This window comes from Bacillus sp. GBSW19 (assembly GCF_002998655.1).
Taxonomy (GTDB): Bacteria; Bacillota; Bacilli; order Bacillales; family Bacillaceae; genus Bacillus.
Genome location: NZ_PVRF01000003.1, coordinates 381,972 through 396,119 on the forward strand (window position 1 = coordinate 381,972; position 14,148 = coordinate 396,119).

The 14,148-nt window shown below is 41.2% G+C and carries 17 protein-coding genes, 2 tRNA genes and 1 rRNA gene; 14 read left to right on the forward strand and 6 right to left on the reverse strand.

The features are described from left to right. The first annotated feature begins 58 nt into the window (after positions 1–58). From C6344_RS16315 to C6344_RS16335, 5 genes are all read left to right on the forward strand, one after another. Complete coding sequence (locus C6344_RS16315; protein ID WP_060595620.1) at positions 59–601, forward strand: dihydrofolate reductase family protein; 543 nt, start codon at positions 59–61, stop codon at positions 599–601. Positions 602–709: 108 nt separating this feature from the next. After that, a complete protein-coding gene (locus tag C6344_RS16320; protein WP_060595621.1) occupies positions 710–1,183 on the forward strand; it encodes a MarR family winged helix-turn-helix transcriptional regulator in 474 nt (157 codons plus the stop codon). Next, positions 1,167–1,790, forward strand: a complete 624-nt coding sequence (locus tag C6344_RS16325) for a nitroreductase family protein (RefSeq protein WP_060595622.1) — start codon at positions 1,167–1,169, stop codon at positions 1,788–1,790. Before C6344_RS16320 ends, C6344_RS16325 begins: the two co-directional genes overlap by 17 nt. Positions 1,791–1,807: 17 nt before the next feature. Next, on the forward strand, positions 1,808–2,860 hold the full coding sequence (locus C6344_RS16330) for an LLM class flavin-dependent oxidoreductase (protein ID WP_060595623.1): 1,053 nt from the start codon (positions 1,808–1,810) through the stop codon (positions 2,858–2,860). Positions 2,861–3,209: 349 nt separating this feature from the next. Then, positions 3,210–3,503, forward strand: coding sequence for a hypothetical protein (locus tag C6344_RS16335; protein WP_034665989.1), 294 nt, complete (start codon positions 3,210–3,212; stop codon positions 3,501–3,503). A gap of 33 nt (positions 3,504–3,536) precedes the next feature. On the opposite strand, the gene C6344_RS16340 is transcribed toward C6344_RS16335, so the two are convergent. Further along, on the reverse strand, positions 3,537–4,100 hold the full coding sequence (locus C6344_RS16340; RefSeq protein ID WP_034665985.1) for a helix-turn-helix domain-containing protein: 564 nt from the start codon (positions 4,098–4,100) through the stop codon (positions 3,537–3,539). Between the two features lie 109 nt (positions 4,101–4,209). Between C6344_RS16340 and C6344_RS16345 the strand changes: the two genes are divergently transcribed. After that, positions 4,210–4,797 carry a LysE family transporter gene (locus tag C6344_RS16345; protein WP_060595624.1) on the forward strand — a complete coding sequence of 196 codons (588 nt, stop codon included), beginning with the start codon at positions 4,210–4,212 and terminating at the stop codon, positions 4,795–4,797. 4 nt (positions 4,798–4,801) lie between these two features. On the opposite strand, the gene C6344_RS16350 is transcribed toward C6344_RS16345, so the two are convergent. Next, a complete protein-coding gene (locus C6344_RS16350) occupies positions 4,802–5,353 on the reverse strand; it encodes a GNAT family N-acetyltransferase (RefSeq protein ID WP_060595625.1) in 552 nt (183 codons plus the stop codon). Between the two features lie 127 nt (positions 5,354–5,480). Beyond that, positions 5,481–6,374 (reverse strand): LysR substrate-binding domain-containing protein, encoded by an 894-nt coding sequence (locus tag C6344_RS16355; protein ID WP_060595626.1) that lies wholly within the window; start codon positions 6,372–6,374, stop codon positions 5,481–5,483. A gap of 202 nt (positions 6,375–6,576) precedes the next feature. Between C6344_RS16355 and C6344_RS16360 the strand changes: the two genes are divergently transcribed. The 3 genes from C6344_RS16360 to C6344_RS16370 all read left to right on the forward strand — a co-directional run bounded on the left by C6344_RS16360 (position 6,577) and on the right by C6344_RS16370 (position 8,715). Further along, positions 6,577–7,566 (forward strand): aldo/keto reductase family protein, encoded by a 990-nt coding sequence (locus C6344_RS16360; RefSeq protein ID WP_060595627.1) that lies wholly within the window; start codon positions 6,577–6,579, stop codon positions 7,564–7,566. 152 nt (positions 7,567–7,718) lie between these two features. Then, positions 7,719–7,904 (forward strand): CsbD family protein, encoded by a 186-nt coding sequence (locus tag C6344_RS16365; protein ID WP_066031265.1) that lies wholly within the window; start codon positions 7,719–7,721, stop codon positions 7,902–7,904. A 148-nt stretch (positions 7,905–8,052) separates the two neighbouring features. After that, entirely contained in the window at positions 8,053–8,715 is a 663-nt protein-coding gene (locus C6344_RS16370) for an O-methyltransferase (RefSeq protein WP_060595629.1), read from the forward strand. Between the two features lie 36 nt (positions 8,716–8,751). Here C6344_RS16370 and C6344_RS16375 read toward each other — a convergent pair whose 3' ends face one another. Together C6344_RS16375 and C6344_RS16380 are read right to left on the reverse strand one after the other, a co-directional pair. Then, positions 8,752–9,072 (reverse strand): AzlD domain-containing protein, encoded by a 321-nt coding sequence (locus C6344_RS16375; RefSeq protein ID WP_106073100.1) that lies wholly within the window; start codon positions 9,070–9,072, stop codon positions 8,752–8,754. Further along, a complete protein-coding gene (locus C6344_RS16380; RefSeq protein WP_066031263.1) occupies positions 9,069–9,794 on the reverse strand; it encodes an AzlC family ABC transporter permease in 726 nt (241 codons plus the stop codon). Before C6344_RS16380 ends, C6344_RS16375 begins: the two co-directional genes overlap by 4 nt. Positions 9,795–10,090: 296 nt before the next feature. On the opposite strand from C6344_RS16380, the gene C6344_RS16385 reads away from it, so the two are divergent. Next, the gene (locus C6344_RS16385; protein ID WP_066031262.1) at positions 10,091–10,966 is read left to right on the forward strand and encodes a DMT family transporter; all 876 of its coding nucleotides are present in this window, start codon (positions 10,091–10,093) and stop codon (positions 10,964–10,966) included. 80 nt (positions 10,967–11,046) lie between these two features. Next, positions 11,047–12,066 (forward strand): S66 family peptidase, encoded by a 1,020-nt coding sequence (locus tag C6344_RS16390; RefSeq protein WP_066031261.1) that lies wholly within the window; start codon positions 11,047–11,049, stop codon positions 12,064–12,066. A gap of 36 nt (positions 12,067–12,102) precedes the next feature. Here the strand turns inward: C6344_RS16390 and gltP are convergent, their stop codons facing one another. Then, the gene (gltP, locus tag C6344_RS16395; protein WP_034666069.1) at positions 12,103–13,353 is read right to left on the reverse strand and encodes a glutamate-aspartate/proton symporter GltP; all 1,251 of its coding nucleotides are present in this window, start codon (positions 13,351–13,353) and stop codon (positions 12,103–12,105) included. A 369-nt stretch (positions 13,354–13,722) separates the two neighbouring features. Between gltP and C6344_RS16400 the strand changes: the two genes are divergently transcribed. The 3 genes from C6344_RS16400 to C6344_RS16410 all read left to right on the forward strand — a co-directional run. Next, positions 13,723–13,799: transfer RNA gene (locus C6344_RS16400), tRNA-Arg, on the forward strand. 11 nt (positions 13,800–13,810) lie between these two features. Then, a tRNA-Gly gene (locus tag C6344_RS16405) sits at positions 13,811–13,884 on the forward strand. 134 nt (positions 13,885–14,018) lie between these two features. Continuing rightward, positions 14,019–14,148 (forward strand): 16S ribosomal RNA (locus C6344_RS16410); the annotation flags it as partial.

Genomic DNA, 14,148 nt, shown 5'->3' on the forward strand with positions numbered 1-14,148 from the left:
CTTTCTGATACAATGGGGATAGAATATATGTTCTTATTTAGGGTAAGGAGTGATGGGATTGAGTCAGAAAAGGAAGCTGCTTTTTTATGGGGCGATGAGTATCGATGGCTATTTAGCGAGAGAGGATCACCGGCTCGATTGGCTAATAGGGACAGAGGGTGAAGAAGATACGAACTATGATGACTTTTATGCGTCAGTTGATACGCTGATCATGGGGCGCAATACATATGAACAGGTTCTTCAGCTGTCACCAGATGAGTTTCCTTATGAAAGAAAGACTTGTTATATCATGTCACGTACTTTACAAGACAGTCTGAAAGGAACTCATATCATTCGAGAAGATATCTTATCATTTGTGAAAAAATTAAAAGATGTACCAGGTCAGCATATCTGGATTGTCGGCGGCGGGGAACTGCTTCAGTCTTTCATAAAAGCAGGATTGGTTGATGAGCTTTACCTTCAAATCGCACCTGTCATGATTGGGAGAGGCATTCCTCTGTTTTCCCCAGCGGATATGGAATCCAGGTTTTCATTAAAAGAAGTACGACAATACAAGCAGATAGCTGAAATGCATTTTGTCTTAAAAGAAGAGGATCACTGACCTGAGGTGGTCTTTTTTTATGAAACAAACTCGTTGACAATAAAATATCCTAGTGTTAGGATAAATTTATCCTAGTTTTAGGATTTCTTGAAAAAAGGAGTAGTTGCCATGGTGCAGCATGAATATGAATTAGACTTAAGGCTATTCCGCGTGTGGATGAAAGCCTATCAAGCTCTTTTTACAAATATCCAAACAGACATTGAACGTTATGATATCGGATTTGAGAACTTTCAGATCCTTGAATTGCTCTATAGTAAGGGGCCGCATCCTGTCCAAAAGATCAGCGACATCCTGTCAATCCCAAGTGGAAGCATGACATATGTCGTGAACAAACTAGAAAAACAAGAGCTGGTGAAAAGGCAATGTGCACCCTCTGATAAACGTGTATTTCATGTATTGCTGACGGAAAAAGGAAAGCAATTGTTTGATGACATTTTTCCTAAACACACAGATGTCATTTCGCAAAACCTATCCTTTATTGAAAAAGAAGAAAAAGAACGGCTCATTGAATTACTAAAAAAAATCGGTTTAGGTGCAAAACAACTTCACGAAAAGGGGAAACACGATGACACTCAGCTTTGATACATTGGTACGTGAAAGACGATCCGCATCAAATTTTTTGCCAAATATCTCGATTTCGAGAGAAGAGCTTAACAGCATATTTGAAGAAGTCAAAATGGCACCATCTGCTTTTAACTTACAGCACACACAATATGTCGTCGTCCAAACAGAAGGTCTCAAAGAACAAGTAAGAGAAGCTGCATTTGGACAATATAAGGTGCATTCCGCCTCAGCAGCGATCATTGTACTGGGAGACCCAAAAGCTTATCAGCAAGCGGGGAACATCTATGAAGGTCTGAAAATGCTTGGCATTTTAAACACGCAGCAATACGAAGAAATGGTCAGAGAGACGATGACCTTTTATGAACAGAGAGGAGCGGATTTTCAGAAAGAAGAGGCGATCCGCAATGCTTCATTATCTGCGATGCTGTTTATGCTCGCCGCCAAAAACAAGGGATGGGACACGTGCCCAATGATCGGTTTTGACCCTGAAGCAATGAAAAATGTGTTGAACATCGAGTCGGATTTGGTTCCTGTATTAATGATCACACTCGGAAAAGAAAAAGTAGAGAGCAGACAAGCGAGAGGCTACAGAAAACCAGTCTCTGAATTCGTAACATACTTATAAGATAGGGGGTTCCATTCATGGAACTAGGAATTAGTACATTTGTAGAAACAACACCTGATTTTCAAACAGGAAAAACAGTCAGTCACGCACAGCGTATTCGAGAAGTAGTCGAAGAAATTATTTTAGCAGATCAAGTCGGCCTTGATGTATTTGGAGTAGGTGAGCATCATCGACAAGATTTCGCTGCATCGAATCCTGCTGTCGTCTTAGCGGCTGCGGCAACACAGACAAAGAATATCCGTCTGACAAGTGCAGTGACAGTCCTTTCATCAGCAGATCCTGTTCGTGTCTTTCAGGATTTTGCAACATTAGATGGACTATCCAACGGGCGTGCAGAGATCATGGCAGGCCGTGGTTCATTTATTGAATCATTCCCGCTCTTTGGCTATGACCTGAATGATTATGAAGAATTATTCGAAGAAAAGCTTGATTTGCTGCTCAAATTACAGCAGTCCGAGCGTGTAACATGGAGCGGACAGCATCGCCCATCTATTCAAGATGTTGGGGTATATCCAAGACCCGTTCAAGATCCGCTTCCAATCTGGATCGGCAGTGGGGGAAACCGTGAATCTGTTGTACGTGCTGGATTATTGGGGCTGCCGCTAGTACTTGCTATCATTGGCGGGAGTCCTAGACAGTTCGCACCGCTTGTACAGCTGTATAAGCAAGCGGCAGTGCACGCTGGACATGACCCAGAGAAATTAACCGTAGCGTCACATTCGCATGGATTTGTTGCGGAAGAAACAGATCTTGCAGCAGACCAATTCTTCCCTTCCACACAGCATGTGATGAACACATTAGCAAGAGAGCGAGGCTGGGGTCCATATACTCGTTCTACATTTGATGCAGCGAGAACGTTAGAAGGCGCCCTGTATGTAGGAGATCCAGATGCAGTGGCAGAGAAAGTGATTCACCTTAGAAAAAATGTAGGAATCACGCGTTTTATGCTTCATGTACCGGTTGGTTCCATGCCGCATGATCAAGTATTAAAAGCCATTGAGTTATTTGGAAAAGAAGTCGCTCCTAAAGTAAGAGAAGAGATTGCCCGCTGGGAAGCAGAGCAAGCATAACGAAAAAGGTCGATCAAGTGCATAGGTTTGATCGACCTTTTTGATGCTTAAGGATCAATAACACAAGGTTTCACTGTAGGACATGAAGCAGCAGAAGCAAGTGGTGTGGTCGTCAAGGTGAAGAGGAAAACAAGTTGAAAACAGATGAGCCATTTTTTCATGAAATCACCTCCGTTCACAATTGTTTGACGGAATGAGATGAGGATAAAAGCATAGAAGTATAGAACACTCTCTATCCAACATAAGACAATCATATCATAATTTTCAAAAAAATGAAAAAATAACTTATAAAAGGACTAAATTATGGTATGGTTAATATGTTCAACAAAAAAAGGGAGGGATTTTTTTTATGAAAAAGGTCATGTCTTCAGTTTTGGTTGGAGCAATTGTCTTAACAGGTGCCGGGGTCACAGCTGCTCCAGTGGAAGCAAAGGAGCAAACAAAAAGTGAAATAACCGTTCAGGCGAGTCGAACTGTCTCAGAAACAAGAACGTATACGACCTCGAACATCCCAGAAAGTATTGTCTATGCAAAGGATGGCTGGGTCGGTATTTTAAAACAAACCTCTATTGAAGAATTAGGATTAGGAAAATACAGAGTCACATTTACTGGAACGGTTGTACGTGATCCGGGATTTAATTAAATAAAACGCAAAGCTGACAGGTGGACAAGCCTGTCAGCTTTTTTCATGAGGATAATAAAGAATCATTTGCAGCCGTACCATTTGTTCTCCGGTTTGTTTATATGCATGCGAACGGTCCGCTTTAAAACGAATGGAGTCGCCGGCCTTTAAGCTGTATTGCTCATCACCAATGGATATATCAAGCGCTCCCTCAAAAACAGTGATCAATTCCTCTGTTCCGCCAATATGTTCATTCGCATGCAGCGACCCGCCAGGATCAATTTCTACTCGGTACACTTCAAATTTTCCCCGGTCATCAAAGGGAAAAGTCGTATACACGCGATATCTCCCGTCATCTTCCGTTAAAATCTGTGCATCTTCCTTGCGTACCACCTTGATTTCAGGCTGTGGTGCGTAAATGAGCTCACTAAAAGACACCTTTAATCCGTTGGCGATTTTCCACAAAGTCGTGATGGTAGGGGTTGATTCTCCTCTTTCAATTTGTCCAATCATGGTTTTACTGACACCAGTTAATTCTGCCATCTTTTCTAGGCTTAATTTTTTTTGATCTCTAAGAAGCCTCACATTTTTAGAAATAATCGATTGTACATCTTCCATGAAAAAACTCCTTTCTCTATTTACTTTATAAAGACCGAACGTTACAATAAAACGTAACATACGCAATGAAGTAATTAAAGTCTTAATAACGCACGAGGGGGGCGGCAACTTGATTCTTTCTATGTTGATCTATGCTTTTGTGAGCAGCTTTACCCCGGGGCCAAACAACATCATGGCCATGGTCTTTACGAATAAATATGGGGTCAAGCAAACATTTCGATTTTGTTTAGGTGTGGGCATCGGATTTCTCGTCATTTTGTGTTTGAGTTGCTTCTTTAATATCATTCTTTATCAAGTGATGCCGAAAATAGGCTGGGTCATGGCGTTCATCGGAGCCGCATACATGATTTATTTAGCTGTCAAAATCATGAAAAGTAAAGGCGGGGATGACGAAACCCTTGACCGCTACAATCATTTTGTTCCTGGTATGATGCTGCAATTTATCAACCCAAAAGCGATCTTGTATGGGTTGACCGTGATTTCAACCTTTGTTTTGCCATATGGACAATCTAATATGCAGTATGTGATATGGACATTGATTCTCGCACTTATTGGCTTTCTCGGTACATTCAGCTGGAGCCTATTTGGCTCTTTATATAAGCGCTTTTTGACTGCTTACGAAAAACCGTTCCAGTTTGTCATGGGGCTGCTTCTGATATACAGTGCGATTTCAATGGTATGGGGCTATGTGATGTAAGTAGTCAGAAGCTTGGCCTCTGCCTGCCCATCACAACAGTATTGTAATAAAGTCCATCTGCCAGCCGTTTATCATTTTTTAATACCCCTTCAATCAGAAAGCCATGGCGCTCATATAACCGAATGGCTTTTTGGTTGGTTTCCAGCACGTGAAGTGACATCTTCTGGATGCCTTGCTGATCAGCCCAGTCAATAGAAGCGGCTAAAAGCTCTTTGCCAATGTGATAGCCCCAGGCATCCTTTTGTATGGCGATGCCAAATGTCACTTTGTGAGCAGAGCGCTTGAGTGAATGTCCCTCACATCTAGAGAAACCGACAATCTCTCCTTCAATATCAGCGACCAAAAATAAATGCCTGCTTTGTTTGGCATCCTCTTGAATCAAAACCTCAAAATCTTTTTCATGAAGAAAGGCTTCGCCTGGTTCACGGTCTAAATATTCTGTTTCACCATCAATTTTCAGTCTGAGAGCTGATAACTGCTTGGCATCGCCAATTGCAGCAGACCGAATACGATAGGTCAAACCACGAACGGTGAATATGTTTTCAGAGATGATCATTGAACAGAGCACCAACCTTTCTTTCCATTATGTCTATCATACCTGAAACGTGTACATTGCAGGTTAAAGCTTTTAAGCCTGTCTTATAGATAAGTATTTTTTAATCCAGCTGACCCTGTCTGGATCTTCATGATTTAGACTGAGAACTTAAATAAGCTTCTCTCACAACTGTTAAAAAGTGGTCAGCGACGGTTGATGTATCATCTTGTCTCCATGAAACATATAAATTTACTTTTGGTGTAGTTTCTTGGATTTTTCTATAAACAACCCCTGCGCGTTTTACGCTTTCTACTGAGGATGGAACCACAGAGATTCCCATTCCTGCAGCAACTAAATTAACAATCGTATGCATTTGAATAGCTTCCTGAACTACGTTTAAACTTATGCTATTTTCCCAAAAGTAGCTGATAATTAAATCATAAAATGCTGCACCTAGATGACGTGGAAACATGATAAATGGTTCATTGGCTAATAAATGAATTGGAACTTTGGGAAATGAAGCTAAAGGATGATTTTCTGGCAAAACCAAGCTTAATGATTCCTCACAACAAATTTCTGAGGTAAGTATCTTATTATTTTGGTTAGAACGAATAAATCCTATTTGAATTTCTTTCTTATATAGTGCTTTTAACTGCTGTTCTGTAGCCATTTCACATAAGACAAGATGGATGTTAGGAAAATTTTCTCGAAACCTTTTAATAATATCGATCACAATATCAGTAGAATCTACGAAACCGATCTTTAACTGACCTATCCTTCCGTCATCTGCAAGTTGTGTTGCTTTAATCGTTCTATCTACTTGAAGAAGCGTACGGCGGGCTTCTTCTAAAAATACTCTCCCCGAATCTGAAAGTTTAACCTGTCTTTTCGTTCTATGAAAAAGCGTAACACCTAACTCTTCTTCTAATTTACGAATTTCTTGACTTAATGGAGGCTGTGCCATTTTAAGACGTTCAGCTGCCCGGCTAAAATTTAGTTCTTCAGCAACCATTATAAAATAACGTATTTGTCTCAGATCCATTTTTTATGCCCCCCTATAAATTTCATACTTGCTTATTGTGTAAAATGATTACAAAGGATTGTTATTAAACAGTTTTGCGCTTTTTTAATGGAAATATTTTTAATTATATAAAATATATATATATTTATCTGAATATATATATTATACATATTAACGACCTCTTTTTATAATGAAAGTATTCTTTCAAAAGGAGGGCATTGTTATGGAGTATAGTAAACTTGGATCTAGTGGATTAACAATTAGTAAACTTGCTTACGGAAACTGGATTAATCATGGTGGTAAGATAAATGAAGAAACTGCCCATGATTGTGTGAAAGCTGCTCTTGATGTTGGTATTACGACGTTTGATACTGCTGATGTTTATTCAGACACCAAGGCTGAAGAGATACTAGGCAGGTCTTTAAAAGGGATCCGGCGGGAGAGTATTGAACTTTGTACAAAAGTATGTCATCCAACTGGTACTGGGAAAAACGATAGAGGATTATCACGCAAGCATATTTTGGAAAACTGTAATGCCTCTTTGCGACGTTTACAAACGGATTATATTGATATTTACTATGCACACAGGTTTGATCCAACTACACCTCTGGAAGAAACGATGTTAGCTTTCGCAGATCTAGTAAGACAGGGTAAAGTGAACTATATTGGTGTAAGTGAGTGGACAGCAGAACAAATTACTCGAGGGGCAGCGCTTGCACGAGAGCTAAATGTCCCCCTTATCGCCAGCCAACCTCAATACTCCATGTTATGGAGAATCATTGAAAGTGATGTAATACCGACCTGCCAGCGTGAAGGACTTGGCCAGGTAGTATGGTCGCCTTTGGCGCAGGGGATCCTTACTGGAAAGTATCTCCCAGGAAAATCACTTCCGACTAATTCGCGTGCTAACTCATCTGCTGGAAAACCTTTTTTTAAAAACCTTGCTCAACGCTGGATGAATAATAACACCTTAGAGGCGATCCAAAAGCTTAAGCCCGTCGCACAAGAGGTTGATCTTACTCTCGCTCAGCTTGCGATAGCATGGGTACTGCAAAACCAGAACGTTTCTGCAGCAATTATTGGTGCTTCTAGTCCAGAACAGGTGAGGGAGAATGCTTTAGCATCTGAGGTGAAAATTGAAACTGAGATGATGAATCAGATTGACGAAATTCTAGGTGATCTGGTTGAATACGATCAGAGTAAAACAGGTTAAAGCTTTTAAGTCTATCTTATAGATCATTATTTTTAATCCAGCCGACCTTGGCTGGATTTTCATGTTGCTGTAGTTTCTTGGATCGCACACTCAGATGTTTTGTATCTCTCAAAAAGGCTAAATGAATAGTATCAAACGTGGAGGTGGAACAAATGAGTGAAGAAAAAGGACATATGGATAAAGCGAAAGGAAAAACAAATCAAGTCAAAGGTCAAGTGAAAGAAAAGCTTGGCGAAGCAACAGATCATCAAAATCTGAAATCAGAAGGGAAAAAGGATCAGGCAAAAGGAAAGCTTCAAGATAAAAAAGGGGATTTGAAAAATCACCTCAACCAGTAAATCCGAAAACATGGCACTGCTTCATGTCTCCATCATGACATGTCTTTCATCAATAAAATGAATAGATGTGTGAAAAGAATTGATTATACGCGCTCGCTATCATCATGTAGACTTGAAACAGAAGACATGATTAAGGGAGATGGTTGAGATGAAGCAAGTGTGGGAGAAAGTTGACGAGTATCTCACAGACAAGTTGATTCCTAAAGATGATGTTTTGGAGCAAGCTCTTACTATTAATAAGCAAGCAGGCCTGCCAGAAATTGATGTGTCACCAGCTCAAGGGAAAATGCTTTATTTATTAGCAAAAACCAAGAATGCAAAGCGCATTTTAGAGATCGGGACACTCGGTGGATACAGTACCATTTGGTTGGCGCGTGCTCTTGAAGAGGATGGAGAACTCATCACATTAGAGGCTGTCAGCCACCATGTACAGATTGCGCAGCAAAACATCAGCAGAGCGGGCTTATCGGAACGGGTGAGCATTTTGCTAGGAGAAGCATTGGATACGCTATCTCAGTTAAAAGAGAGGGATGTGCTTCCATTCGATTTGATTTTCATTGATGCAGATAAACCGAACAACCCGAAATATCTAAAGTGGGCGTTACATTTCTCGAAAAAGGGAACAGTCATTATTGCAGACAATGTCGTCAGAAATGGAGCAGTCCTTCATGACTCTGATGGGGATGAACGAGTGCAGGGAACTCGTGAATTTTTCAATTTACTCAAACAAGAGTCAAGAATAGAGGCTACAGCCATTCAAACTGTTGGTGAAAAGGGTTACGATGGATTTGTATACGGAATCGTAAAATGAAACAAAGCTTAACCACATGCGGTTAAGCTTTTTCTTTTAGAAAAACCATCTAGCAGTTCCCATCAGCATGACGCCTACAAGAACAGTAAGTGACAAGCTTTTTGTCCAAATAGCGATCAGTACGGTCGGAACTAAGACAGTAAGGTACATCCAGTGAATGGTGACGCCTGTTGTGGTATGAATGAACAGATGCTCTGCAATCAAAGCTGTAAAGATACAAATGGGAATAAACGATAACCACTTAAGCACCACTTCAGGCAGCTCGATACTTCTTACAAATAAAAAGGGAACGACCCTTGGAATGACGGTTACAATCATACAGCCGAGAATCAGCCATATCATAAAACTGCTGATCATTTATCTGTCACCACCCCAATGGTTGCGACAATCATGGTGGCTAACAGAACAGCCACGTGTGAGGGAACAAAATGAAGCAGAACAAACATTGCAACGACCATATACAAAACAAGTGACAGGCGATGGGTTAACTTACTTTTAGGCACAGTTTGCAAAGAAAGAACCAACAGCGCAGCAAACATAGCGGAAAGGGCAAAATCAAGACCAAGGGCTTCAGGATTTGAAATCCAGTGTCCAAAAATGCCGCCAAGTATACAGGCAGCAATCCAGCACAAATAAGCCGTTATGTTCAGCCCATGCATCCACCGATTATTCAGCTTGCCATGCTGAGCTAATTTATTCATGGCTACGCCAAAGGATTCATCAGTCAGCAATAGACCGAATCCAATGTTTTGTTTCACAGAGTAGCGTGTAAAATGAGGAGCCAGCGTCAGGCTGAGCAATAAATGACGCAGATTCACAATAAATGTAGTGAGAATAATAGCGGAAAGGGGACTTCCAGTGACAAGCAGTGCACAGATAATAAACTGTGAAGCACCTGCATAAATAAAGATTGATAGAAGCGCAATGTCCCATAAGCTCAACTGTGCGCTAATTCCAACAATTCCGAAGGCAAACCCAATACTCATATAACCAAGCAGGGTTGGCACACAATCTTTTATTCCCTCGAGAAATGGTTCATGCTCCGTGCTGGGAATGTGTTTTCTAGCTTCAATATCCAACGACCTCTACTCCTTTTCTGCGTGACCATCTATAGTTTTACTTACTATATGAAAACGAATTCAGCATGTCAATAGCCGCTTATCTTCTATTATATGAAGAAAAAAGGTGACAAAAAAGGATTGAAGTCAACCAGAATTTGTTATAAAGTATCAGAAAATAAAAATAATTGGAGTGACGGCAATGCTATGGAAGCCTTTGTTTGAACATGATGTTCCAAATGCCCTCCGTCCATAACGGAGAGTGATCTCCGTTTGTGGATATGGTCATCAAAATATCCAGTAACGGAGGGAAAAAGATGAATGAAAAATATATAGGCGCCCTTTACCTAGCAATCGCTGCAAGTATTTGGGGCGGAATGTACGTTGTTGTCAAAGTAACAGTAGCGGTTGTTCCGCCACTTGAGCTCGTTTGGATGAGATATGCTGTAGCAGGAGTCGTTTTGGTGTTCGCCATTTGGCGCTTGGGCTATTCCTTTCGATTAGATAAAAAAGATATCCCGCTTATAGTGGTGATTGGGCTGATCGGAAATTTTCTTTCCATCGTGACCCAAGAAATCGGGACGATGTATACGTCTGCACAAATGGGGGCCGTTATCACATCTGCAACACCTGCGTTTATGGTGCTGTTTGCGTTCTTTCTATTAAAAGAAGCCATGACTGTTCGAAAGTGCGCATCCATCCTGCTTGCTACAGCAGGTGTATTGCTCATGATTGGACCAGTCGCAGTGCAAACAGATGAATTTGTTGGCGGTCTTTCATTGGTCATCGCTGCTTTAACATGGGCGCTTATGTCTGTTTTGCTAAAACGAGTTCCAGGAAAATACCCTCAGGTGGTGACAACCACATATGCGATCATCATTGCATTCATTGTTTTAACACCGCCAGTATTATTTCGTTTACCTCACCTAGATGTGGAGCAGATGGCAAGGCCAGAGATTTGGGGCGGTATTCTTTATCTAGGCATCATTTCAACAGCTTTAGCATTCTTTTTGTGGAATAGAGGGCTTCAATTGATGGATGCCTCAAGCGGAGGTCTATTCTTTTTCTTTCAACCGATCGTAGGTGCCATTCTTGGCTGGCTGCTTTTGGGAGAAGAAATGGGATTACGCTCATTCATTGGAATTCTATGTATATTTGCAGGGGTCTATACTGTGCTGCGTCAAAAGGAATAAGAGGAGATGTCCCTTGTAAAAGGGGCATTTTCTTTAAAATGGGTAGGTTTGAGAGATTGAGAGAGGATGGGGGAAACAGGATGATACAATTTCCGCATTTACAAAAAGGACAAACGATTGGTGTCACAGCACCTTCCTCAGGTGTACAGCCATCTTTGCATGACATGTTTCAGCTCTCATGTGAACGAATGAAAAACAGAGGCTATGATGTCATATGTGGAGAGACGGTATGGCACCAGGAAAAGGCAAAATCAGCGCCTGCCATAGAACGAGCAAACGAGCTTCAGTATATGATGACGTGCGATGAGATTGACCACATCATCCCGCCATGGGGAGGACAGCTTTTGATGGAAGTGCTAGAGCACCTTGATTTCTCAACGATGCACAAAAAGTGGATTCTTGGTTACTCAGATACGAGTGCACTCTTGCTGGCATTTACATTAAAAACAGGCATTGCTACAGCACATGGCCCAAACTTAGTGGATTTACGAGGGGAAGAGTCTGATCAAACGACTGCTATGTGGGAAAAAGTGCTTTCCACAGAAGAGGAGATGGACATTACTCAGTTTTCTTCATATAAGTATCAAAAGGAATGGCAGCATGACACCCCGAGTCAACATGTCTTTCATTTAACAGAGCCTACAAGATGGCGCACGGTTCATCTGCAGGAGATGGCGGTGAAGGGGAGACTGATGGGAGGCTGCATTGATATCATACGTCACTTAGCGGGGACACCTTTTGGAGACGTTAAAGCTTTTCAGGAAACATTCATAAAAGGTGAACCGATTCTCTGGTACTTCGAAAACTGCGCATTAAATGCTGCAAGTATGAAGAGATCACTTGTTCAATTAAAACTAGCCGGGTGGTTTGACCACTGTTCAGGTATCATGTTTGGGCGAAGTGCAGTTGATGTGCCAGTGGAAGGGTATCAATATCGGGACGTATATGAAGAATTACAAAAGGAATTACAAATCCCCATTTTCTACGATATAGATTGTGGGCATGTCCCGCCACAAATGACGCTGATTAATGGCGCATATGCAGAAGTGCAGCTGCAACCTCAAGGCAAAGCGGTCCTAAAGCAAGCATTTTTATCATAAGAAAAGGAAAGGGGAACCCCTTTCCTTCATATAACATTACATCCCTTTTGTTTCCTCACCTGCTTTTGGAACTTCCCATGCGGACTCACGGAATACTTTTTCCCATTTCGATACGACAATACATGCAACGGCATGCCCTGGAACATTCACACCTGTTCGTGCCATATCCATAATTCGATCAACACCGGCGATAATGGCGACGCCTTCTGCTGGAAGACCTACTGCATGGGCGGTTGCCAAAAGAACGACGAGTGAACCGGATGGCACTGCTGCAATCCCTTTACTCGTTAACACAAGAACAAGCATCATCAAAAGCTGCTGTGACAAACTCATGTCGACACCAAACGCTTGTGCAAGAAACACACAGGAAACCGATAAATATAAACTTGATCCATCACAATTGAGAGAGAGACCAGATGGAATGACAAAGGAGACGATTCTTTTTGGACACCCGTATTTCTCCATTCGTGACATAAGCTGAGGAAGGACAGTTTCTGTACTTGTAGTAGAGAAGGCAACCAAGAACAAATCCCAAATCATTTTTAAAACTTCGAAGTAGTTAAAACGGAAGATCAGTGCGACCAGAGGGAACAAAGCAAAGAGAATAATGAATAATCCTAAAAATACAGTCCCGACAAGCTTCATCATTGGGATTAATAAAACAATGCCATATTGGCCAACGGAAGCAGCCATTAATGCAAGAACTCCAATAGGTGCTGTCACCATGACCATCTGCGTTAGCTTAAACATAATTTGTGCCACTGATTCAAAGAAGGTGAGAACAGGAGCGGATGCTTTACCGATGCCGCTTGCGGCTACACCAAATAATATGGCGAAGAAAATGACAGCAAGTAAATCATTCTGAGCCATGACATCGACGATATTCGTTGGAATGATATCGAGTACCATTTGTTTAAAGTCGACGACTTTCTGCGTATAGCCATCTAATTCACCAATATCTTTCTTAGCTAATTTAGAGAAATCAAGGCCAACGCCAGGCTTTAGAACATTAGCCAGCAATAGACCAATTCCTAGAACGATGGTTGTGATGACCTCAAACCAAATGATCGTCTTTAATCCTAGGCTGCCCATTTTCTTCATACCGCCACTGCCAGCTGCACCAATAACAATGGTAGAGAAAACGATAGGAACAACGATCATTTTAATCAATCTGATGAATCCATCTCCAATTGGCCGCAGTGCCATCCCGAAGTCAGGAAAGAAATGGCCGATAAGAGCTCCTATCACCAAAGCGATCATGATTTGAAAAGCGACGAACTTTTTCATCATCTCCTACCTCCTTTAAATGCTTGGAAAATATTAAGAATTTTCCAATAAATAAAAATTCTATGTGACCATGTTTTGTCCTCCTTTGGATTTAGAAAGATTTTATTTAAGAATCATTAGAATTATGAAGAAAGAGAAGAAAATAGGGCTATTGCATCTCTATTTATCTAAGAAAAAACCACTTCTTAAAAAATATGAAACTTTTTTAGAAAAATGTATTGACCCATTTATGTGATCCATGGTATATTTTTATTCGTCGCTGATGACGTATTTGAAACAAAGACATTCAAACACATGCGACAAACAAATTTTAAAAAGATGTTGACTTGATAAAAACGATATGTTAAGATAATTAAGTCGCCTGATTAAGCGCCCGTAGCTCAATTGGATAGAGCGTTTGACTACGGATCAAAAGGTTAGGGGTTCGACTCCTCTCGGGCGCGCCAATACAAATCACGCGGGTGTAGTTTAGTGGTAAAACCTCAGCCTTCCAAGCTGATGTCGTGAGTTCGATTCTCATCACCCGCTCCATTTTGAAACGTGATCTTTGAAAACTAAACAAGACAAAACGTACCTGTTAATTCGAGTTTTTATAAAAAAATCCTATGAAACATCATAGGTAGTCAGTCAAACGCTGACGAAAAACAAAACTTCGGTTTTGTACTTTTTCGGAGAGTTTGATCCTGGCTCAGGACGAACGCTGGCGGCGTGCCTAATACATGCAAGTCGAGCGGACAGAAGGGAGCTTGCTCCCGGATGTTAGCGGCGGACGGGTGAGTAACACGTGGGTAACCT